This is a genomic window from Hymenobacter pini, from assembly GCF_020421205.1.
Taxonomy (GTDB): domain Bacteria; phylum Bacteroidota; class Bacteroidia; order Cytophagales; family Hymenobacteraceae; genus Hymenobacter; species Hymenobacter pini.
The window spans coordinates 165,141-187,233 of the sequence record NZ_JAIZZH010000005.1; the positions used below are offsets into that span (position 1 = coordinate 165,141).

Genomic DNA, 22,093 nt, shown 5'->3' on the forward strand with positions numbered 1-22,093 from the left:
CTGGTACCTTTTACGGATTTCGGTGGTATTACCACGTACAATCTCCGCCGTACCCAGGCTCCTTACAACCTTTCTGATGGCCGGTGCTCGTACTCTTCCCCATCATACACCGGGGCCATGTTCTGCTCTTCCTCCTCCGTAAACAGCCGGGACCGAATGAGAAACCGTACACCCAACGGAATTTCCAGCGAGAAGCTGGCCCCGCGGCCCTTCACCACGTCTATCGTGAGCTGGGTATGTTTCCAGTACTCAAACTGCGAGGCGCTCATGAAAAAGTCGCAGCCGTGAATCTGACCCAGCCACACGTCGTTGCTGCCTACCCGGAATTCGCCTTTAGCAAAGCACATAGGCGAGGATCCGTCGCAACAGCCCCCGCTCTGGTGGAACATCAGCGGCCCGTGCTCCTCACGGAGCAGGTCGATGGTAGCCTCGGCGGCGGGTGTTACCAATACACGGGCGGTAGGTTCGGTAGTCATAGAAAAGGCTGTTGAAAAATACCAGTACGTCATGCTGAGCTTGCCGAAGCATCTCTACCGTGCAACTAACTAAGATGTAGCATTGCAGTAGAGATGCTTCGACAAGCTCAGCATGACGTTCCTATTTTAGCGCAATCTGCTGTTCAGCCTAAAAGAAGCCCAGCTTCTGCTGGCTGTAGCTGATGAGCATGTTTTTGTTCTGCCGGTAATGGGCCAGCATCATCTTGTGGTTTTCGCGACCAAAACCGGAGGCTTTGTAGCCGCCGAAGGGCGCGCCGGCGGGGTAGTCGTGGTAGCAGTTTACCCACACGCGGCCGGCCTGAATGGCGCGGGGCACCTCGTACAGCTCGTGGGCGTCGCGCGTCCAGACGCCGGCCCCGAGGCCGTAGAGGGTGTCGTTGGCAATTTCCAGGGCTTCTTCCACCGTTTTGAAGGTCGTTACCGATACTACTGGCCCAAAGATTTCCTCCTGGAAGATGCGCATTTTGTTATGGCCCCGGAACATGGTGGGCTGGATGTAGTAGCCCTCGGCTAGCGCCCCATCTTCCTGCTGATACGCATCGCCACCGCAGAGCACCTCCGCGCCTTCGGCTTTGCCGATTTCCAGGTAACTCAGGATTTTCTCGAACTGGTCGTTACTGGCCTGGGCGCCCATCATGGTTTCCATATCCAGCGGGTTGCCCAGCTTAATGGCCTTTACGCGGGCAATTACTCGTTCGATGAACTCGTCATAAATGTCCTCCTGAATGAGCATGCGCGAGGGACAGGTGCAGATTTCGCCCTGGTTCAGGGCAAACATGACGGCTCCTTCGATGGCTTTGTCAAGGAAGTCGTCGTCGGCGTCCATCACGCTCTTGAAGAAGATGTTCGGCGACTTGCCACCCAGCTCCATCGTCACCGGAATCAGATTTTCGGCGGCGTACTGCATAATGAGGCGGCCCGTGGTGGTTTCGCCCGTGAAGGAAGCCTTCTGGATGCGCGGCGACGATGCCAGCGGCTTGCCGGCTTCCAGCCCGAACCCATTTACCACGTTCACTACCCCGGCCGGCAGCACGTCTTGCAGCAGCTCCATCAGCACCATAATACTCGCGGGCGTCTGCTCGGCGGGCTTCATCACCACGCAGCAGCCGGCGGCCAGGGCCGGGGCCAGCTTCCAGGTAGCCATCAGCAGCGGGAAGTTCCAAGGGATAATCTGGCCCACCACGCCCAGCGGCTCGTGGATGTTCAGCGACAAGGTGGTGGAGTTCAGCTCGGTGGCGGTACCCTCTTCGGCCCGAATTACGCTGGCGAAGTAGCGGAAGTGGTCCACGCACAGGGGCAAGTCGGCCAGGGTGGTTTCCCGGATGGGCTTACCATTCTCCACGCACTCCACGGCGGCTAGGTGCGGGAGGTTTTTCTCCATGATGTCGGCAATCTTGATGAGCAGATTGCTCCGCTCCGTGGCCGAGGTTTTGCCCCAGGTTTTGAAAGCTTCGTGGGCGGCATCCAGCGCCAGCTCGATGTCCTCTTTCGAGCTACGGGCCACCTTGGTGAAGGCCTGCCCGTCAATTGGGGAGATATTCTCGAAGTACTGGCCTTTCACCGGTGCCACCCACTTACCCCCAATAAAGTTGTCGTAGTGGGATTTAAACTTCGGCCGATCAACCAGCGTGGTGGGTTTTTCCAGGGTTTCCATTCGCAGTAGAGTTGGTGGGTTATTGGATAGGCCAAGCTAGGCCCCGATGAGCCGGAAACAACTCTACTATTCTCTCAATAAACCACGCTTATTGTCGCAACTTGTAAGTACTCACTTACTATAATCTGCAACTATATAGCAGCCCCGCTGGTTGACCACATACGGGAGAACAGTGGAGCTATTGATTTCTGGCTGAACTGTTTCTAGCTTTAGCTGCCGCCGGTTGGATGGCTGCTTACCCACTGCTCGGATGCCTCACCTCACGCTCGTAGTATGACTTATGTGCCCGCTCCCATTGCCCTCCGCCAGCCCGAGCAGCTCACTACGTTAGTCGAAAACCGGACGGTGTACACGCTGGAGGCTTTTGAGCTGAACGTGTTCGAAACGCACCGCACGGCCCACCAGGTACCGCTGAGTATGGGCCACGTGGTGCTGACCACCATGCTGCAGGGCAAGAAAGTGATGCACTTGCCCGGCCAGACGGCGTTTGAGTACCTGCCGGGCGAGTCGGTAGTGGTGGGCGAGAATGAGACGATGGTCATCGACTTTCCGGAGGCCGATGAGCAGCACCCCACGCAGTGCCTGGCCGTGGCCATTCCCACCGATACCATCCGCCAGACGGTGGACTTGCTTAACGAAGAACAGCCCCGGGCCGAGGCCCACCTCCCCTGGCACCTCGATACCCTGGAGCACGCGCACTTCCGGAACACGCCCGAACTCACCGGTACCCTGGAGCGCCTCGTGCAGCTCTCCCGCGACACCGGCCGGATAAAGGATGTGCTGGCCGGCTTTACCATTCAGGAAATGCTGGTGCGCCTCATGCAAACCCAGGCTCGGCAGCTGCTCTTTCACAACTATCAGCAGCACGCAACCTCCCACCGCTTCGCGGCCGTGGTGCAGTACATCAAGCAGCACCTCACCGAGCAGATTACCGTGGAAAAGCTGGCCGAACTGGCCTGCATGAGCAAAGCCACGTTCTTCCGGGTATTCAAGCGGGAGCTGGGCCTCACTCCCGTAGAATACATTATTCAGGAGCGCCTGCAGGAAGCCAAGCGCCTGCTGCGCAACCCGCTGGTAAAAGTGGCCGACGTGTGCTTCCGGGCCGGTTTCAACAACACCGCTTACTTCCAGAAAATCTTCAAGCAGTACGAAGGCGTCACGCCCGGCATGTATAAGCGCCAAGCGTTGGTGTGAGTAAGTGGCCGTCATTGCGAGCGAAGCGAAGCAATCCTTCCTGTTCAGGGTGCTCAACGCTGACCTAACGAAAAGCCCTTGGTGTTTGTGCAGACGTCAGGGGCTTTTGAGTAAATCAAGGGTTCATGCTTCGAATAGGAAGGATTGCTTCGAATAGGAAGGATTGCTTCGACTACGCCTCGCAATGACGTTCACTCACTTCCGCTACAACCTTCCGGTACAGTTAGCAGTTTCTGCTACTCATACTCACGCCGCCGCACACTACGTCCGGCGGTTTTTGCTTTTCATGAGAGAATCTATTGCTGAGGTGCAGCCCGTAACGGAACAACCCGTTACAACGGCTCGCATGGCGCCCGGACTGGTGTGGCTGATGGCCATTACCTGTGGGCTGGTGGTGGCCAATATCTACTACAATCAACCCCTACTGGCCGAAATCGGGCGCACGTTTGGCCTGTCAGAAAGTGCGGCTAGCCTGGTGGCCACGGTTACGCAGGTAGGCTATACGCTGGGCCTGTTGCTGGTGGTGCCCCTCGGCGACAAGCGGGAGCGGAAAAGCCTGACGCTGGCCTTGCTGCTGTGCTCGGCCGGGTGCATGGCCGGGGCGGCCCTGGCACCTTCCTTCGAACTACTGGCCGCCGCTAGCCTGCTGACTGGTATCTTCTCGGCGGTGCCGCAACTGCTGATTCCAATGGCAGCTTCGTTGGCCTCGGATGAGGAGCGGGGGCAGGTAGTGGGCAAAGTAATGAGCGGGCTGCTGATTGGGGTTCTGCTTTCCCGTACCGTGAGCGGGTATGTAGGGGCGCATTTTGGATGGCGCACTATGTTTTGGGTGGGTGCAGTCCTGATGATACTGCTTACCGCCATTCTGGCCCGGATGCTGCCCCGCAACCAGCCGCAGTTTGCGGGTAGCTATGGTAGCTTGCTCCGCTCTCTGGGCACGCTGGTGCGGGAGCTGCCGGTGCTGCGTCGCTCGGCCTTGGTTGGCGCGTGCATGTTCGGGGGTTTTAGCGCGTTCTGGACTACACTGGTATTCTTCCTGGAAAGCCCCGCCTATCGTTACGGTGCCGAGGTGGCCGGTCTGTTTGGCCTGATTGGAGCCAGTGGAGCCTTTGCGGCCTCCTTCGCCGGAAAATCCGCCGACCGGAAAGGGGCTGATTACGCCCTGAACCTGGGGATTCTGCTGTTCCTGGGAGCGTACGTGCTACTGGGCTTCGGCGGCATGTATCTGGCAGGCTTGGTTGTGGGTGTTATCATCCTCGATGTAGGCCAGCAGATGACCCACATTTCCAACCAAGCCCGCATTTTCAGCCTCCGCCCCGAGGCCCGCAGCCGCCTCAACACCGTGTACATGACGGCCTGCTTCATCGGAGCCTCCGCCGGTTCCTTCCTCGGCGGCCTCGCCTGGGACCATTTCCAGTGGCCCGGCGTCTGCGCAGTGGGCCTGGGGTTGGTGGTGCTGGCGTATCTGGCGAATCGGTTTTATGGGCGGGCGTAGTTTTAAGAAATTTATATCCGACCCTACTAAATGCTACTCCCTCAAAGGCACTCTAATTTTCTTACCCATGACTGTAACACCTGTAGTTAAAGCATAAGTAATTCCAGCCTGAGCAGCTGTATTACAATGCGTTTTTAGATTTTCAAAATTAAAATCACATAAAATAGACTCATACCATTTCTTAGCATCTTTAGACTCTTTTAAAAAGATAATATTTTGCAAATCAACACCCCAATCTACTCGATATACAGACGGAATGGGCAAATGAATTGTCACCCATTTCTCTTTTAGCACAGGATTGGATTTGTTTCGCAAATAGACTCTAATATCATCTATCCCTCCATTAAGTATAAATTCAAAAAACAAGGTCCATTCATTTAATGCTAAACCTTCTACTTTACCATCTACTATCTTAAAAGTTTCAGCTAATGAATTGGATATATAATTTGCATCTAAAATATTAGACACACCTATCACATATGAATGAACAGGTTGTATAATTATTTTCACAATAATCTCTTCAACATAATCAATGCCATAACTCACCTAGCAATCTGGTTCTACTTCAGCCGCCCCATACACACCTTTAGGCTCTCGCGCCAATGCGGAATGGCGAGGCCAAGCTCAGTTTTAGCTTTGGTTTTGTCCATCACTGAGAAAGACGGACGAGTGGCCTTGGTGGGGTACTCGGCGGTGCGAATGGGCACGGTGCGGGTGGGCAGGCCGCCCAGCTCGAAAATGGCTACTGCGAAATCGTACCAGGAGGTGACGCCTTCGTTGCTGTAGTGATAGATGCCATACTCCGTGCTGCCTGTTTGGATGATGTGGAGTAGGACTCCGGCCAAATCAATGGCGTAGGTGGGTGTGCCCAGCTGGTCCCAAATCACGCGCATTTCCTCCCGTTCCTTACCGAAGCGCAGCATCGTTTTCACGAAGTTGTTGGCGTACTCCGAGTACAGCCAGCTGGTGCGCAGAATGAAATACTGGCTGGTGTGCGGCGGAATTACCTGCTCGCCTTCCAGCTTGGTGAGGCCGTACACACTGATGGGCTCAGCGGGGTCAGTTTCCGTGAGCGGCTGGTTGCCAGTGCCGGCAAACACGAAGTCGGTGGAAACGTGCAGCAGCGTGGTGTTGAACTCCCCGCACAGGCGGGCCAGGTTTTCCACCCCGTCCCGGTTTACCTTGCGGGCAATATCCACCTCATCCTCGGCCTTGTCCACGGCTGTATAGGCGGCACAGTTGATGATGTACGCGGGCTGATGCTGCTCGAAAGTGGCACGCAGCACCTCGGGGTTCAGGATGTTGGCCTGCTCCTCGGGCAGAAACACAATGCCGGTGATGCCGCGCTGTTGCGCTACGTGTTGCAGACACTGGCCCAGTTGGCCGCTACCACCGAAAACAAGAATCGAACCCATAGAAATACTGAAGAGAAGCCGAAATGGAAGAACGGGCGCAAATTACGAAGCGCTATACGAAGTCAACATAACAAATCGAACGTCATGCTTCAGCCTCCGGCCTCTGCATGACGTTCTGCTATTTTCAAGACAGATTATGCCTCTTTCCAGCCTCTCCTACTCCGCTGCTGCCGCACCCGCTCCCAGAGCCGGGCCACCGGGCTGCACTGGGCGCTTGTTCCGGATGGGCTCGAAACGCTGCTCCCGGGGCTGTTTTTCGCTCAGGTATTTCCAGTAGCGCAACGGCATGTGGCGACGGTGCAGCTTCAGGTTTTTCCGCTCCGGAATGTTCACATGGTCGAAATACGCCTGCCAGAGCAGCTTGTACAGCGGCTCCCGCTCATCCAGTACCGTGGCCGACACGGCCGTGCTGCGCTGGGGCGCGGTGCCGGCATCGAACTGCACAATGTCGGTGCGGTGCAGGTCGTAGTAGAGGCCGTAGTGTCGGCGCCGGTCATAAATCAGCCAGCGCTGGTCGGCGTAGCGCTTGGTGAAGTGGGCCGCAATAAGCGGCAGCACATCGAAGTCGGGTTCAATGGTGGCGTGAAACAGACCGTCCTGGGTTTTCTCGAAGCGCACGAAAGCCTCCATGCGGTGCTTTTCCCGGTACATCTGCTGGGCCAGCCGCTGCACCCGGCGCACGTTGTCATCGGCGTAATGCTCCGATATGTCGCGGCCGGCGCGCATAGCCAGGTCGGCGTAGCGGAAAATAACCAGTTCCCGGTCGGGCTGCTCACTGAGGAAGGTGTGAAACAACCGGGTCCGCGCCTCGGCATCCATGTACTGCAATAAGCCCTTCCACACGCGGGCGGCGGTGGCCTCATCGGTTGCTACCTCCACTGGCTGGGCAAATAAGCCGCCCTGCACCGCACCCAGCGGCTGAATGCTGTTGGGTGCCGACTTCCGGTCGTAAATACTAAACAGCACTGACAGCAGCCCCTCAAACGTACCATCATAGGCGTAATCGAGGGGCGAGTTGGTGAGCTGCGGGGCAGGACGTTGCCGGACAGCTGGTGCACCAACTGCTCCCGCCTTTCCCGAAAATCGAGCTAGTGCCATACGTAAGCAGGGTTAGGTGATAATGGTGCCGGCGCAACCGTTTCAGGCCGCCTCCGACGACTGCGCGCTTACCTTGCCCCGTGCCTGGGCAGTTTCCCGATGCATCTGCTGCACCAACGGCAACAGATCAGACAGCTTGCAGCAACAGGCCACCCGGGCCACTTTCACGGGTTTTGGGGCGGAGGCAGTAGCGGCCGACGCGTCGGCAGCGCGATGAGAAACGGTCATGGTAGTTGAGTTTTCAGTTGCCGGTTATCAGTTGCCAGTTGCCAGTATAAACCTGACAACTCGTAACTGGCAACCGGTAACTCGTTTAGGAGGCTTGGGCGAATAGATCAAGTTGTTGAGTGACCAGGGCGGAGCGGACGGAGCCCGAACCGAAAAGAATCTGGCGGCGAATGGTCTGCTCGTCGTAGTCGCGCTTCTCCAGCGCCTGCCCGCGGCAGGTCAGGAAAAACTTGGCCCGCTTGAGCACCACCCCAAACTTGTGCAGGTGGTCGAGACTGAGGGGCCCGAAGCGGCGGGCAGCCACGATGCGCTTGGCCGAGCGCGCGCCTACGCCGGGTATGCGCAGAATCATCTCGTAGTCGGCTACGTTGATATCCACTGGAAACACGTGGCGGTTGCGCAGGGCCCAGGCCAGCTTGGGGTCAATTTCCAAATCCAGGAAAGGGTGCGCCGGGTCCAGGATTTCGTCGGCCTGGAAGCCGTAGAAGCGCATCAGCCAGTCCGTTTGGTACAGGCGATGCTCCCGTATCATGGGCGGCTGCGTTACCTGCGGCAGGCGGGCGTCGTCGGTTACGGGGATATAGCCGGAGTAGTACACCCGCTTCAGGCCGTAGCCTTTGTAGAGCTGGTCGGAGAGGTTGATGATTTGGAGGTCGTTTTCCTGGGAAGCGCCCACGATCAGTTGGGTACTTTGGCCGGCGGTAGCAAACTGCGGCACTTTCTTGAAGAGTGCCTTCTCTTCCTTATTCTGAATGATGCCGTCCCGGATCTGGGCCATCGGCGTCAGAATTTCCTCGTAGTTCTTCTCGGGGGCCAGATTCTGCAGGGCCATTTCCGAGGGCAGCTCGATGTTCACGCTCAGGCGGTCAGCATAGAGGCCCGCTTCCTGAATCAGCTCTTCCGAAGCACCCGGAATGGCCTTCACGTGGATATAGCCGTTGAACTTATGCTCCGTGCGCAGCTTTTTGATGATGCGCACCAGCCGCTCCATCGTATAGTCGGGCGAGGAGAAAATGCCGCTACTCAGGAACAGGCCCTCGATGTAGTTGCGGCGGTAGAAGTTCATGGTCAGCTCTACCACTTCATCTACCGTAAAGGCAGCCCGTTTCACATCGTTGGAGCGGCGCGACACGCAGTAGGCACAGTCGAAGATGCAGTGGTTGGTGAGCAGAATCTTCAGCAGGGATACGCAGCGGCCGTCCTCGGTGTAGCTGTGGCAGATGCCCATACCCTCGGCGTTGCCCAAGCCTTTGTCTTCGTTTTTACGCTTGCCGCCGCTGCTGGAGCACGAAACGTCGTACTTGGCGGCATCAGCCAAAATACTTAGCTTTTCCTGTATCCGCTGGTCGTTCATAGGGTACTTTCTCGGCTTAAAAATAGAAGTTTGGACATTGCCATCCAATATACTACAAGGCTAATTTTTTTAGAATTGTTCCCTATATACAAGAATTGTCGAGTATGCGCTTTGGGGGCTTTTTGCTAACAAAAAGGTAGCACACCAACTGGCCCGTTAGTGGCGTTGAAGCTCCAGCGCGTTGTATCTTGCCAGACTTGGCGCTGGCTACATAATGAAATATCTGTTCTGGCTTGGGGGGTTGCTGTTTTGTTGGGCCTGCACATTGCGTGCAGCCGCCCAAACCCCGGCCATGCCCACGCGCGACACCACCCGCCTCAGCAAAGCCCGCCCCGACTCCCTGCGCCGCCGCTTCGATGAGGAGCGCATGCTCAATACGTTAAAGGCCTACACCAGGCGCAAAACCATTGCGGGCAAAGCCGCTTCGGCGCTGTTCAACTTCACGGAGCGCCGCGAGGACCGAGCCGGGCTGGATGCCAAGCTGCTGGATCGGCAGTTTGACCAGCACAACTACAAAATTGTGCGGCGCATCAATATCCGCACGCTCGACGCCTTTGGCTTCAGCATTTCCGATACCACCCGGGTGCCGCGCAACATCCTGGAAAAAGCCGGCAACACACTGCACATCAAAACCACTAAGGCGCGGGTGCGGCAGGTGCTCCTGTTCCGGGAGGGCGAGGAGCTGGAACCCCAGGATTTATCGGAATCGGAGCGTCTGCTGCGCCAAACCTCGGAAATCCTGGACGCCCGCGTGTACGTACTGGAACGCTCTTCCACGGCCGATAGCGTGGATATTCAGGTAATTACCAAGGACATTTTCAGCATCAGCGGCTCGCTGCAGTTGCGCGACGTGCAGGCCGGTGTAATTGGGCTGCGCGACGTGAACTTTCTGGGCCAGGGCCACCAATTCCGCAACCGCCTGGAATACGGCCGCGGCGATGATGGGCCTCAGTCTCAGAGTTGGCGCTACTTGGGCAGCTACCTGGTGCCGTTCCGCAACTTCGTGTACGGGCAGGGCCGCTACCTGAATGAAACCCGCAACCGGGAGGCTGGGGTGCGCTTCACCCGTGACTTTTACTCGGTGAACACTCGCTACGCCGGGGCCCTAAGCTATGACTACTTTGACCGACTGGTGGCTATTGATGGGGATGGCTCGGAGGAATATCCCTACATATTCCGGCAGCTGCGCTACAACGTACAGGATGCTTGGGTAGGCCGGGCCCTGCGGCTGAAAAGCTACGATTTGGGCTACGAAAACCCCGGCCGCATGATTGTGTCGGCCCGCACCATTCGCACCAGCTTCAGCAAAAAGCCCACCCCTGACTACGAAAGCGCCGACCTGCTGCTAGGTACTATCGGCTACAGCGTGCGGCGTTATTACAAAGACAAATACCTGTTCGGTTTTGGCCGCACCGAGGACATTCCGACGGGGACGCTAGCCAGCTTCACGGCTGGCTACGAGTTCAACGAAGTGACGGACCGCCGCTACCTGGGCCTGCGCCTGGCCTACGCCGGCTATCATCCGCAGCGGGGCTACCTGTATTTAAATGGGGAGTTTGGCTCCTTTATCCGGGGACGTAGCAACGACTGGCAGCAGGGTATTGTGAACGGAGAGCTGCTTTATTTCACCCGCCTGTACCACACCGGCAACTACCAGTGGCGGCATTTCTTGTGGCAGCGCAACGCCATTGGCTTTAACCGCAGGCCCGGGGAGCAGCCCTTGGCCATTGACGGGGAACGGGGCCTACGAGGCTTCCAGCCCAACGGACTGCTGACGGGCACCAGCCGCGTTACGCTGAACTACGAGGTAACCATGTTCACGCCCGTATCCTTCCTGGGCTTCCGGATGGCGGCGCTGGCCTTTGCCGACGTGGCCTGGCTGAACGCCCGCACCCTCAACCGGGTACTCCCTTTTTCCGAGGCTCCTTACACCGGCTTTGGGCTGGGCCTGCGCTTCCGCAACGAGTACGCCGCCCTGCGCACCTTCCAGATTACGTTCGGCTTCTATCCGCGCGGCATGACCTCTCCCAACGGCATCCGCATCTTTGAAAACGCCCGCGCTTACTACGACTTCTCCGATTTTAGCTTCGGCCAGCCGGGCATTGTGCGGTATCAGTGATGCGCCGCCAGCCGGAAAAAATGGACGAGCAGAGTTGCTATCCGGGCGCTTATGCGGACTTTTGCCGGTGAAACAACCCGCCGATTGCCCGTACCTACGCACTTCGCGCCCGTACATGACGGCTGGCTTCGTTTTTCATTACTCTTCTTGACTTTCCGCCATGAACCTTGGTGACTTTAACGACCTGGAAGTAGCCCGCGAGGTGGATTTCGGCATGTACCTCTCCTCCGACGACGGCGACCTGCTGATTCCGCGCAAGTACATTCCGGCCGGTACCCAGGTGGGCGATGTGCTGCGCGTGTTTGTGTACCGCGACTCAGAAGACCGCCTCATTGCCACCACGCTGGAGCCGTACGTGCGCGTAGGGCAGTTTGCCGCCCTATCCGTGCGCGACGTGAGCAGCAACGGAGCTTTCCTGGACTGGGGACTGGAGAAAGACCTGTTCCTGCCCTACCGCAACCAGCGCCGCAACCTGCGCCCCGGCGAGCGGGTGACGGTGTTTGTGTACCTAGATGATACGTCTGACCGCATTGTAGCCTCCGCTAAGTGGGAGTGGTTCCTGAGCGACCAGCCCTTCCCTGGCAAAGCCGGCGACGCGGCCAACCTGTTTGTGGCTGAGGAAACCGACCTGGGCTATAAAATGATTGTGGACGGCACCCACCAAGGCGTGGTGTACCACAACGAGGTGTTCCGCCCCCTGCGCCTCGGGGATGTACTCACTGGCTACATCAAGCAAGTGCGCCCCGATGGCAAACTGGACCTGAGCCTTCAGAAACCCGGCTACGACGAAGCCCTGGCCGCCGCCGAAACCCTGCTCACGCACCTGCGCAACGCGCCTAACGGCCTGCTGCCGCTGGGCGACAAAAGCGAGCCGGATACCATTTACCGCCGCTTGGGCATGAGCAAGAAAGTGTTCAAGAAAGCCCTGGGTGCTCTGTATAAGCAAGGCCTAGTGCAACTGGCACCCGAGCATACCCAACTGCTACACGCCCAGGAATAAGCTGGCAATATTTTGCTAAAAGACCCCCGGCCCATTTTTGAAGCGGCTGGGGGCTTTCAGTTACTAATGGCGGCGTGTATCGGCAGACTGCTGCAGATTAACAAGCCAGTTTGTACTTTTGCCGGATAACCATTTGTACCATTTTGCATGAAGCAGTTGTTAGTAGGCGCCGTAGCGCTGGGGTTGGTAGTGGCAACGGGCGAAGGAGTACAGGCCCAGAGCCGCAAGAAGGGCAGCGCGGGTGCGGGTTATGAAACCGGTATTGGCCTGCGGGGCGGTGGCTGGTCGTCGGGCCTCACGTTCAAGCACTTCCTGAGCGGCAAGAACAATGTAGCATTTGAAGGCCTGCTCACCCGCGAGTATCAGGCCCGCGGCGGTCGGCTCACGCTACTGCTGGAAAAGCACCTACCTATTTCTGATTTCAAAGGCCTGCAGTTTTATTACGGCGCGGGCGGGCACATTGGCTCCTACCGGGGTCGGTATTACGTGTTGGATAGCCGTTTCGTGCGGGGCCGTAAGGAGCGGGACTTCTACTACGTGTATTACCGCGACGATACCAACTACATTGTAGGCGGGGCCGACCTGGTGTTGGGTCTGGAGTATAAAATGGAGGACTTGCCGTTCACTGTTGGCGTGGATTACAAACCCTTCTTCGAGGTATTCGACGGCTACACCGGCTTCTACAACGACGCAGCCGTGAGCCTGCGCTTTGCCTTCTAAGCATCCGGTTTCCGCTTCATAAAGAGGCGCTTTCACCTGTTGCTGATTTATATCGAAAACGGCTGCTTACTTGAGCAGCCGTTTTTATTTTGATTATTTTAAATATAAATTTTCCTGTAATATCCAGCAGTAAAGTTGTATATTCTGGTAAGCCAATGTTGGTAGCTAAGGCCCTAGCACTGCTCCGGCCACGCATTAGCTCAGTCGTATTGGCTTTTCCTTTTTTATCCGGTGCAGGAAAGCACTGGCTGCAACTGGCTTCGCACTATGAAAACACAGTGTTTACTGGCATTAGTAATGAGTGGCTTGGTGCTACCGGCTGCGGCCCAGCGGCTTCCTGAAGCGCTACACCAACCACACCCGGTTACGGCCACCGCTTCTCGCTCGGCGCGTACTACCGCCGCCCAACCTTGGCAGCAGGTACGCTACAGCTGGGATGCGCCGCAGGCGGCCTGGGTTCAGCCGTTGCTGGACCGGCTCACATACACTTCCTCGGGTCAGCTTGCCGAGCGTGTCACGGCCGACTCGGCCACGGCTACGGCGTTTCAGCGGGAGGTGTACAGCTACGACGGGCAAGGTAATTTGGTGGAGGATGTACTGCAAACCGGCAACGGAACTCCCTGGATAAATGAGTTTCGTTACCTCTATAGTTACGACGCCCGCCAGCAGCTAACCGAGCAGCTCAGCCAAACCTGGGCTAACGGCGCCTGGCAAACCACTGACGGGTACCGCTACCAGAACACCTATACCGGCCCGGCACTCACGGAACGAGTAGTGCAGCTCTTCAAAAACGGAGTGTTTGTGGATGACACGCGTTTCCAGTACCAGCTCAGTAATGGCCAGTGGAGCGAGGCCGTATCCCAGCATTGGAATGGCATTGCTTGGGTGAATGAGGAGCACCTTGTGGACCTAACATGGTACAACTGGGCCACGCAGCAACCGGCCGGTTTCCGGGTGCAGCAGTGGCAAAGCGCGGGCCAGTGGCAGGACTTTCAGCGACATGCCATCAGCTATGCCCCAACGGGCACGGTGGTACAGTTGATTGAGGAAGCCACTGCGGGCGGCTGGCAAAACCTCATGCGTTATACGCAGCCCATTGACGCCCAGGGTAACAGCACCGGCTTCCGGCAGGAAGATTGGGCCAATGGCATCTGGGTGCTTACCAGTGAGCAACGTGCGCAACTCCGCTACGATGCGCAAAGCCGCCTTATTCGCCGCACCGAGCAACTGTACGTGCCCTTGCTGGCCCAATTCGTCAACCAGCGGCGCACTAATTACAGCGACTTTCAGCTTATTACGCCTGCCGCTAGACCTATGCTGGCCACCCAACAGCTGCGGCTGTTCCCCCAACCCGCCACTGACATGCTGGAGTTGGAGGCCGATAATTTGACGCCGCAGGCCGTTACGCTGGAAATCCGCGCCGCTACGGGCCAGCTGGTGCAGCGCCTATCGGCCCAACTCCGGGCGGGCGAACTGCGCATGCAGCTACCGGTGCACAACCTTGTGCCAGGGTGGTACAGCCTGCATATACTCATGGGCCAGGGCTCCGCCGTACGAAGATTTATCAAGGAATAATCCACAAAAAAGCCCTGCCGAATACGATGGCAGGGCTTTTTGTGGAAGAGAGACAGTGTTACCGGACCCGATAATACCGATGTGGGCGGTAGTTGTAATACGGACGCGGAGCGGGCGTCACAGTTATCGGGCGCGGGGCTACCACTACCGGTGCGGGGCGGTAGTAAGGGCGGTACGGACGGTAATAGGGCCGATAGTAGGGACGCGGCTGCACTACTACATCCGTGGTAGGAACAGTGGCTACGCAGCTCGTCAGCAGAGAGCCTACTAACAGCAAAACGACCACCAAAACCGGAAATTTCAACAGATTTTTCATCGTCAGTGAAAGGCGTATCAGGAGCCGCTCTTGCGTGGAGCAGCTGAACTGGTAGTTAGACGCCGCTCACTGCGGGAGGTTTAACGCATCAGCGGCCCGGCTTGCTGGGAAACCGAGCCGCTGGGCAAAAGCAGGATAGGCAGGCTATTATTTCGCGCCCCGGTACTCGTCGTTGAGATGCTTGAGCACGGTACTGGTAATGTCGAGGTCTTTGCGGCCGTAGGCAATGGTACCACTGGGGGCGGCAATCAAAATCAACCGGTAGCCGTTGCTCTTGCCGTATTTTTCAATCTGCTTGTTGATGCGCTCCAGCACCTGCTGGGTCATCTTGGCTTCTTCTTCCTGGGCCTGGCGCTGCAGCTTTTCCTGCTCCTGGCCCACCTGCATCTGGCGCTGCTGCAGTTGCTGCTCGGTAGCGGCCCGCTGCTCCTGAGTCATGCTTTCGGCCTTTTGCTGATACTGCTGCACCGCCGTTTGGAAGCCGCGCACCAGCGTCTGGTTCTGGGCTTCCCAGCGGCGAGCCTTGGCCTCGAAGCTCTTGCGGGCGTCTTTCATGCCCTGGTAGCCGTCCAGCAGCTTGCCCGATTCCACGTAGGCTACCTTGTTGGTATCGGCCACAGCGGCCTCACTGGCGGGCTCCTCTTCCTCGGCAGGGGCAGTGGTTACGGTACCGGTTGAGTCGGTGGTTTGCACCACGGCAGCTGGTTTGCGGGCTGGGGTGGTTGGCTTGCTGGCAAAATGGAGGTAGAACAGTACGGCCACGGCAATGGCCAGCACGGCATTAATGGCTAGTTGAAGCGAATTTTTCATTCAGATAATGAGGAAACAGGAAGATTGCCGCAGGTTGGGCGGGCCAAAGTACGGGAAAGTTGCTGACAGCGCGACGGTGCACTTCACCAGCAGGTTGCACCATGCTTGACTAGTTGCTGGCAACCGGCCGCGTAGCTAATGGATTTCCTCCTCGCCGGCTTCCTCATCTTCCTCCGTTTCTACTTCGGTGGGCTTCGTAGGTTTCTCGTCGAAGGGCGCTGCCAGGTCGGTGCGACTGGGCGTCATGTCGGTGCGGCCTACGTGTACCAGCGCGTCGCCCTGGTTGACTACGGGCATGTGGTTGAGGCCGATGATATAGCCCGCCACCGGCGACTCCAGCCGCACGGAATGCTCGCCGTAGGGGTCGGCCACGGAGCCAAATATTTCCCCCTTCTCGATATACTGCCCCAGCTTTACCACGCTGCGGAACAGGCCGGCATATTTAGCCCGCAACCAGCTGGAACGCATGCACACCACCGTGGGCCGGGCCGGCAGTGCGGTTTCGGGCAGCATTTCCAAGTGATGCAGCACCCGCAGCGTACCGGCAATACCCAGGTCAATGCCCTCTTCATCCAGCCGCAACGATTCGCCGGTTTCGTACACAATAATGCGGCGGCCTTCCTGCATGGCGGTTTCGCGCAGGGAACCAGGGCGCAGGCCGGCGTGCAGCGTGAACGGCGCGCCAAATGCTTCGGCCAAGGCATCGGTTTCGGCATCCTGGTGCAGCAGGCAGCGGATTTGCGGAATATTGGCCCGCGCCGCGCCGCCCGTGTGGAAGTCAATGCCGTAATCAATGAGCGGCATAATTTCGCGCATAAAGCGGTGCGCTACGCGGCTGGCCAAAGAGCCGCGCGGGTTGCCCGGAAACGACCGGTTCACGTCCTTACCATCAGGCACCTCCCGCGAGAAATTCAGAAACCCGTAGATGTTGAGGATGGGGATGGCAATGATGGTGCCCCGCAGCGGCTGCAGCATGTCGCGCCGAATCATGCGGCGAATGGTTTCAATCCCATTTACCTCGTCGCCGTGCATACCAGCCATCAACAGTACCGTGGGACCCGGCTCCCGAGAGCGAAACACATGCACCGGAATATCGATGACGGTACCCGAGGGCAGCCGCGAAATAACCAGCCGCGTGAGCACCCGCTCGCCGGGCTGGATGGTAAGACCGTTTAGACAAAGAGGCTCGGGCGTGGTAGCAGGCAACGGCGGCGGCGTTTGGCCCAGGCCTCCAGCCCCGAACCGGTGAGGTAGTCACGAACAGAAGCGCCCTGCTGGAGCCCGGCACTGCGGTAGACCAACGGATATGCACCTTCCCCCTACCCTCTGCACCAGCATACCCACTTTGCGGTACCACTCAGGGAAGATAGGCGTTTTTTAATAGACCTACTGGCTACTCCGGCTGTACGTCGGCCTGCGTATCGGGCAAGGGCGCGGCGGCACTGATGCTGGCCGGCTTCTTGCCTTTTTTCTTCTTGGCCAGATCTACGGTGTACTCTATGATTTTGCCGGCAATATCGAGGCCGGTAGCTTTTTCAATGCCCTCCAGGCCAGGCGAGGAATTCACCTCCAGCACCAGCGGCCCCCGCTTGCTTTGCAGCATATCCACGCCGGCAATGCCCAGACCCAGGGCTTTGGTTGCCAGCAGAGCGGCGGCTTTTTCGGCGCGGCTGAGTTTTACTAAGGTGCCCGAGCCGCCGCGGTGCAGGTTGGAGCGGAACTCGCCCTCCTTGCCCTGGCGCTTCATGGCTCCTACTACTTCGCCGTTTACCACGAAGGCCCGCAGGTCGGCGCCTTTGCTTTCGGCAATAAACTCCTGCACAATGATGCGGGCCTTGAGGTTGTGAAAGGCCTCAATAACCGACTGCGCCGCTTTTTCCGACTCGGCCAGTACCACGCCCAGGCCCTGCGTGCCTTCCAGTAGCTTAATGATAACCGGGGCCCCGCCTACCTGCTGAATCATGGCCGGCACCTCGTCGGAGTAGTTGGTGAAGGCCGTTTTGGGCATGCCCACGCCCGCCCGGGCCAGAATCTGCATCGAGCGGAGCTTGTCCCGGCTGCGCACGATGGCCTGGCTTTCCACGGCGGTGCGCACCTTCATCATCTCAAACTGCCGCACCACGGCACAGCCATAAAACGTCACGGAGGCCCCAATACGCGGAATAATGGCATCGAAGTCTTCCAGCTTCCGGCCTTCGTAAAGGATGCCGGGCTTGCCCTTCTCCAACACCAGGTTGCAGTGCAGGTGGTCAACCACTTCGGCCTGGTGGCCGCGCTGCTCGGCGGCCTCTACCAATCGGGTGGTAGAATATAGCTTCGGCTCACGCGACAGGATAGCCAGTTTCATGGGGCAGGAATAGAGAATGGAAAGGAATACAGGCCGAAGCGCCCTGCAAAGATAGGCGGCCCCGGGGGCATGCTCCACGCTTTTTAGCGGGCTAGGCGCTGTTTTTTGTAGGAAAGATTGCGCCGGGCTACATCTACCACCAACCGCGCCTGCCGCAGCAGCACCCGCCCAATCAGCACCGGGTATTTCATATCGGAGCGGTCAGAAAGGGAAAAATCCGTCTCAAAATCTTCGCCAAACAGCCGGATGCGCGCCCGGATAACGTACCGCTCCTGCACGTCGCCGTTGGAGGAACGGATGTCGCGCAGGGAAAACTGCTCGAAGCGCATGGGGGTTCCGTCGAAGTTGGAGTGCGAGGGGTCCAGCAGCTGCACATGCAGGCAGGAACGGCCAGCCGCGTTGGTTTCCACGTGAATGTTGGAGCAGTGAATAGCCCCGGTATATGCGCCGGTATCCACTTTGGCCTCCACGCCCCAGAGCTGAAAATCCGGAAAATCAACCAATTCCCGCCGCCCTACTATTTGCTTCGGTCCGCGCTGCTTCATCAGGTGGTGCAATAGTGAAATGATGCGTTTGCCGTACTGCTGGCGCAATATGCACAAACGAAGCGGTTGCAACAGCCAGGGCCATTCACATAGGGGATTGGTTAGCAGAAATCCGCTTGACGGGAACGTCATAAAGCGCCAAAGCTTACGCAGGCCCCCGGCCACATCTGCCATAAACAAGCTGACGTGGTAGGGTCATGCATAAGCTCAGGATAACACATGTACTAACCAGAACGGTTGCCGCACCGGCAACGGGGCGCTATATCCGGTCGTCGCGCTGGCGCAGCAGGCGCTCATACTCCCGCTCAGAGAGCTGCGACTTGCCAAGGCCGCCGTACACGCCCACGCCGTTCATGAATACGCCAATGCCCCAGAACACCGTCGACCACACGGGCCACGGAATACCGCCGTGGCTATGGCGGTCCGTGAGCAGCCAAATCGTCCAGAGCAGCGCGTTGACGGCCACGTACGTGAACAGGTGAGATTTGAATTTGGCGCGGGCTTTTGCCATCCGCCACAGTTGGGGGTCACGAGCCGGGGTTTCCATGAGAGTAGGTAGCTTGAGTAGTATGATGCTGTAAACCTATGATTTCCCGCAGCATATCAAAACTCTATGTTTCCCAAGCGGTAGTTTAGCCGCCCTGAACCGTCGAAAGCGAGTACTGAACCGTAATGCAACCTCTACCCCAGCCGCGAGACGCCTCCGGATACGATGAACTTCATCACCTCGGAGCTAGGCAAATCCAGGTACGTGATGTTCTGCACGGGCACCAGCACCAACTCACCCGAGAAGTTGTAGGAGTGCGGGAAATACACGGCCAGCAGGTCGTCGCGGTGAATCATGGCCATGCTGGGCTGCGTTACGAAACCCATTTTAAAGGTCTGGTCCGTACTGCTCATGCGCACCAGGACCGGGCGGTTGAACTTCTGGTTGTCGCCGACGAAGGCGTCGAACAGGTCTTTGAGGCTGGAATAGATGATGCTCACCAGCGGCGTGCGGTGCAGCAGCCGCTCAGTAATAATCAGGAATGGCCGCACCAGAAACGATTTGGCCACGAAGCCCACCGCCGTTACCAGCGCCACGGCTACCACCAGCCCCAGGCCGGGCACGTCAAAACTCAGGCCGGCAAACAGCTCGTTGAGCCAGCGTAGCAGCGCGTACAGGATGTAGATGGTCAGCCCAATGGGGGCCACAATCAGAAAGCCGCTGAGAAAGTAGTTGAGGATGCGCCGCATGAAAAGATGAATAGGCCGGCAAGTTAAAACGAGTACCCCCGAAGCTGCGCTTCGGCCCGCATCAGAGGGTAATTACCTTCTTACGCGGACCGATGCGCAGCTTCGGGGTACAACTTTTGGTGGAGCTACGCTCGGTTACGCTACGTGCTCGGCCACTTCTTCAATGCGGTCCTTTACGCGCTGCATCAGCCACATGGGCGTGCTGGTAGCCCCGCAAATGCCCACGGATTCGGCTCCGTGGAACCACTCATCCTGCAGTTCCTGCTCATTTTCCACGAAGTAGCTGCGTGGGTTGGTTTTGTTGACTACCGAGAACAGCGCCTTGCCGTTGGAGCTTTTGCGGCCACTCACGAAGATGATGACGTCGTGCTGGGTGGCAAACTTGGCCAAGGCAGGCTCCCGGTTGCTTACCTGTCGGCAAATGCTGTCGTTGGCGTCAAAAGCATCCAGCGAGCCGCCAGCGGCTGTAATCCGGTCTTCTATCACCTGCTTCATGTGATAGAAACCGGCGGTACTCTTGGTAGTTTGGCTAAACAGCGTAACGGGCCGCGAGAAGTCAATCTGGTCCAGGTCCTCCTCCGTCATCACAATGATGGCCTGGTTGAGCGTCTGACCGGCGAGGCCGGTAACCTCTGCGTGGCCGGGCTGGCCATAAATTACAATCTGGCCGTTCTGGCGGGTGGTCGAGTCGAAAGCGTGTTTCACGCGGTTCTGCAGCTTCAGCACCACCGGGCAGGAGGCGTCAATCAGCTCGATGTTGTTGCGCAAAGCCAGCTCGTAGGTAGCTGGCGGCTCCCCGTGGGCCCGAATCAGCACCTTGGCGTCGTGAATTTCCTCCAGCTGTTCCCGGTCGATGATGCGCAGGCCCAGCGCGTGCAGGCGTTCCACCTCCATGCGGTTGTGCACAATATCACCGAGGCAGTATAGTGTATCCTGCTGGGCCAGCTCGTCTTCGGCCATCTGAATGGCAAACTCAACGCCAAAACAGTAGCCAGAATTTTTATCGATGATGACGTTCATGAGCTCCTTTACGTGGTGGAAGCACCGGGCCAATCTGGTCCGGTAAGACCGGGGATGCAGCGAATCCTGTGCCGCAATTCAAATGAAACAACCACAGGGCCGCTTTTGTCTCCGCTGATACGAGTAGTACGCGGATTAGCGACTACTTGGTAGCATTTTGGGCCCACTCAACCGCGGCCCGCGAGAATAACGAGGCCGATACCCGCTCCAGCACAAAATCTACCTGCTCGTCGATGAGCATATGAGTGGTATCGAGTAGCACGGCATCGGGGGCGCGTCGCAAGGGGCTTTCCGTGCGGGTAGAGTCGAGGTAGTCCCGTTTGCTGAGGTTTTCCACGATGTCTTCTACCGAAACCTGCTCACCCTTCACGGCCAGTTCTTCCTGTCGGCGCAGGGCCCGCGTGAGCACATCGGCCGTCATAAAAACCTTCACTTCGGCATCCGGAAAAACGGTGGTACCAATGTCGCGCCCGTCCATCACCACGCCCCGCTTGCGGCCCATACGCTGCTGCTGTCGCACCATGGCGTGGCGCACCGCCGGGATGCCCGACACCTCGCTTACGAGGTTGGAAATGCGCATTTGCCTGATTTCATCTTCCCGAATTGCCCCGTCGAGACACAATTCGTTGCGGCCGGTTTTACGATTGCGCTTGAAGCTGATGTGCATCTCGTGCAGGGCTTGCTCCACGCGGGGCAAATCGTCGAAGGCAATATCGTGCTCCAGCAGGTAGAGCGTGACGGCCCGGTACATGGCCCCGGTATCGATGTAGGCGTAGCCCAGCTCGGCGGCCACGGCCTTGGCCGTGGTGCTTTTACCGCAGGAAGAATAGCCGTCGATGGCAATGACGATTTTTCGCATGACAGATTCGCTGCTTGGCTCAGGCTGACGAAAAGGACTCACTAAATCCAGGTTTTACGGCTTGGCTTTACAGCCAGGCGCTCGGGTAAGCCCGCAAAAAACGTAGCAACCGACTGGCTCAGGCCTTTGGTCAGCTGCTCACTTACGCGGTAGAAAGGGTTAAAAAAATGCACGTCGTTGATGCCCACACCAGTGGTACCGTCGCGGCCGGTAGCCCATTCGCCCTGGTAGGTATGTACCATGCACTGGCCCAGAAAGCAGCCTAAGGCAGTAATCACGCCCTGGCGCTCGGCTTCTTTAATGGATGGGCGTTGCTGCTCGATAAACTCGGCGAGGCGCTGCACTGAGGCGGCATCATAGGTGTTCACGTGGAGCTGCTGGCGCACGGCTTCGGCGGCGGTTACCAGCGTAGCCAGAGGATTCTCGTCGGGCATACGAAATAGGTTAATGACTTTCGCAGGGACAGGGCAGCTTGCCGAATTTGGCTTTGCGCTTGATGGAGGCCGTTTTTTTCTGCTGCGGACTGCGGGCAGCACACCCGGCCGTTAGCAGGCCCGTGCCCCCCAGCAGGGCAGCCAGTAGCAAAGTCACAATCTTTCTCACGGCGCGGA

24 protein-coding genes are annotated in these 22,093 nt (G+C 57.9%); 6 read left to right on the forward strand and 18 right to left on the reverse strand.

Features of this window, described 5'->3' with window-relative positions; all coding sequences use genetic code 11:
* Positions 1-62: 62 nt before the first annotated feature.
* Positions 63-476 carry a DUF779 domain-containing protein gene (locus LF252_RS18710; RefSeq protein ID WP_226271118.1) on the reverse strand — a complete coding sequence of 138 codons (414 nt, stop codon included), beginning with the start codon at positions 474-476 and terminating at the stop codon, positions 63-65.
* 148 nt (positions 477-624) lie between these two features.
* On the reverse strand, positions 625-2,151 hold the full coding sequence (locus tag LF252_RS18715; RefSeq protein WP_226271119.1) for an aldehyde dehydrogenase family protein: 1,527 nt from the start codon (positions 2,149-2,151) through the stop codon (positions 625-627).
* A gap of 273 nt (positions 2,152-2,424) precedes the next feature.
* Here LF252_RS18715 and LF252_RS18720 point away from each other — a divergent pair, with 273 nt between their 5' ends.
* Both LF252_RS18720 and LF252_RS18725 read left to right on the forward strand, forming a co-directional pair.
* Entirely contained in the window at positions 2,425-3,345 is a 921-nt protein-coding gene (locus LF252_RS18720; protein WP_226271120.1) for an AraC family transcriptional regulator, read from the forward strand.
* A 286-nt stretch (positions 3,346-3,631) separates the two neighbouring features.
* Positions 3,632-4,840, forward strand: a complete 1,209-nt coding sequence (locus LF252_RS18725; protein WP_226271121.1) for an MFS transporter — start codon at positions 3,632-3,634, stop codon at positions 4,838-4,840.
* Positions 4,841-4,873: 33 nt separating this feature from the next.
* Here LF252_RS18725 and imm9 read toward each other — a convergent pair whose 3' ends face one another.
* The 5 genes from imm9 to LF252_RS18750 form a co-directional block, all read right to left on the reverse strand.
* Positions 4,874-5,386 carry an Imm9 family immunity protein gene (gene imm9 / locus LF252_RS18730; protein ID WP_226271122.1) on the reverse strand — a complete coding sequence of 171 codons (513 nt, stop codon included), beginning with the start codon at positions 5,384-5,386 and terminating at the stop codon, positions 4,874-4,876.
* 14 nt (positions 5,387-5,400) lie between these two features.
* The gene (rfbD, locus tag LF252_RS18735) at positions 5,401-6,255 is read right to left on the reverse strand and encodes a dTDP-4-dehydrorhamnose reductase (RefSeq protein WP_226271123.1); all 855 of its coding nucleotides are present in this window, start codon (positions 6,253-6,255) and stop codon (positions 5,401-5,403) included.
* Between the two features lie 156 nt (positions 6,256-6,411).
* The gene (locus LF252_RS18740; RefSeq protein WP_226271124.1) at positions 6,412-7,353 is read right to left on the reverse strand and encodes a TIGR03915 family putative DNA repair protein; all 942 of its coding nucleotides are present in this window, start codon (positions 7,351-7,353) and stop codon (positions 6,412-6,414) included.
* Positions 7,354-7,395: 42 nt separating this feature from the next.
* Positions 7,396-7,581, reverse strand: coding sequence for a hypothetical protein (locus LF252_RS18745; RefSeq protein ID WP_226271125.1), 186 nt, complete (start codon positions 7,579-7,581; stop codon positions 7,396-7,398).
* Between the two features lie 85 nt (positions 7,582-7,666).
* Positions 7,667-8,935 (reverse strand): putative DNA modification/repair radical SAM protein, encoded by a 1,269-nt coding sequence (locus tag LF252_RS18750; RefSeq protein ID WP_226271126.1) that lies wholly within the window; start codon positions 8,933-8,935, stop codon positions 7,667-7,669.
* A 265-nt stretch (positions 8,936-9,200) separates the two neighbouring features.
* On the opposite strand from LF252_RS18750, the gene LF252_RS18755 reads away from it, so the two are divergent.
* The 4 genes from LF252_RS18755 (at position 9,201) to LF252_RS18770 (ending at position 14,349) form a co-directional block, all read left to right on the forward strand.
* Positions 9,201-11,054, forward strand: coding sequence for a BamA/TamA family outer membrane protein (locus LF252_RS18755; protein WP_226271127.1), 1,854 nt, complete (start codon positions 9,201-9,203; stop codon positions 11,052-11,054).
* 160 nt (positions 11,055-11,214) lie between these two features.
* On the forward strand, positions 11,215-12,054 hold the full coding sequence (locus LF252_RS18760; protein ID WP_226271128.1) for a CvfB family protein: 840 nt from the start codon (positions 11,215-11,217) through the stop codon (positions 12,052-12,054).
* A 147-nt stretch (positions 12,055-12,201) separates the two neighbouring features.
* The gene (locus LF252_RS18765) at positions 12,202-12,774 is read left to right on the forward strand and encodes a hypothetical protein (protein ID WP_226271129.1); all 573 of its coding nucleotides are present in this window, start codon (positions 12,202-12,204) and stop codon (positions 12,772-12,774) included.
* A 267-nt stretch (positions 12,775-13,041) separates the two neighbouring features.
* Positions 13,042-14,349 carry a T9SS type A sorting domain-containing protein gene (locus tag LF252_RS18770; protein WP_226271130.1) on the forward strand — a complete coding sequence of 436 codons (1,308 nt, stop codon included), beginning with the start codon at positions 13,042-13,044 and terminating at the stop codon, positions 14,347-14,349.
* A gap of 58 nt (positions 14,350-14,407) precedes the next feature.
* Here LF252_RS18770 and LF252_RS18775 read toward each other — a convergent pair whose 3' ends face one another.
* The 11 genes from LF252_RS18775 to LF252_RS18825 form a co-directional block, all read right to left on the reverse strand.
* Positions 14,408-14,665: a hypothetical protein gene (locus tag LF252_RS18775; RefSeq protein ID WP_226271131.1), complete on the reverse strand. Its 258-nt coding sequence runs from the start codon at positions 14,663-14,665 to the stop codon at positions 14,408-14,410.
* A gap of 147 nt (positions 14,666-14,812) precedes the next feature.
* Positions 14,813-15,475: an OmpH family outer membrane protein gene (locus LF252_RS18780; protein WP_226271132.1), complete on the reverse strand. Its 663-nt coding sequence runs from the start codon at positions 15,473-15,475 to the stop codon at positions 14,813-14,815.
* Between the two features lie 135 nt (positions 15,476-15,610).
* Positions 15,611-16,681, reverse strand: coding sequence for a succinylglutamate desuccinylase/aspartoacylase family protein (locus tag LF252_RS18785; protein WP_226271133.1), 1,071 nt, complete (start codon positions 16,679-16,681; stop codon positions 15,611-15,613).
* A gap of 187 nt (positions 16,682-16,868) precedes the next feature.
* Positions 16,869-17,822, reverse strand: a complete 954-nt coding sequence (gene rimK / locus LF252_RS18790) for a 30S ribosomal protein S6--L-glutamate ligase (RefSeq protein WP_226271134.1) — start codon at positions 17,820-17,822, stop codon at positions 16,869-16,871.
* 83 nt (positions 17,823-17,905) lie between these two features.
* Positions 17,906-18,367, reverse strand: a complete 462-nt coding sequence (locus LF252_RS18795) for an ATP-dependent zinc protease family protein (protein ID WP_226271135.1) — start codon at positions 18,365-18,367, stop codon at positions 17,906-17,908.
* Between the two features lie 259 nt (positions 18,368-18,626).
* The gene (locus tag LF252_RS18800; RefSeq protein WP_226271136.1) at positions 18,627-18,914 is read right to left on the reverse strand and encodes a 2TM domain-containing protein; all 288 of its coding nucleotides are present in this window, start codon (positions 18,912-18,914) and stop codon (positions 18,627-18,629) included.
* A 134-nt stretch (positions 18,915-19,048) separates the two neighbouring features.
* Positions 19,049-19,603, reverse strand: coding sequence for a DUF502 domain-containing protein (locus LF252_RS18805; protein ID WP_226271137.1), 555 nt, complete (start codon positions 19,601-19,603; stop codon positions 19,049-19,051).
* 135 nt (positions 19,604-19,738) lie between these two features.
* Complete coding sequence (locus LF252_RS18810) at positions 19,739-20,623, reverse strand: 4-hydroxy-3-methylbut-2-enyl diphosphate reductase (RefSeq protein WP_226271138.1); 885 nt, start codon at positions 20,621-20,623, stop codon at positions 19,739-19,741.
* A gap of 142 nt (positions 20,624-20,765) precedes the next feature.
* Positions 20,766-21,482 carry a (d)CMP kinase gene (gene cmk / locus LF252_RS18815; protein WP_226271139.1) on the reverse strand — a complete coding sequence of 239 codons (717 nt, stop codon included), beginning with the start codon at positions 21,480-21,482 and terminating at the stop codon, positions 20,766-20,768.
* Positions 21,483-21,523: 41 nt separating this feature from the next.
* Entirely contained in the window at positions 21,524-21,916 is a 393-nt protein-coding gene (locus LF252_RS18820; protein ID WP_226271140.1) for a hypothetical protein, read from the reverse strand.
* A 10-nt stretch (positions 21,917-21,926) separates the two neighbouring features.
* Entirely contained in the window at positions 21,927-22,085 is a 159-nt protein-coding gene (locus LF252_RS18825) for a hypothetical protein (RefSeq protein WP_226271141.1), read from the reverse strand.
* Positions 22,086-22,093 lie beyond the last annotated feature (8 nt).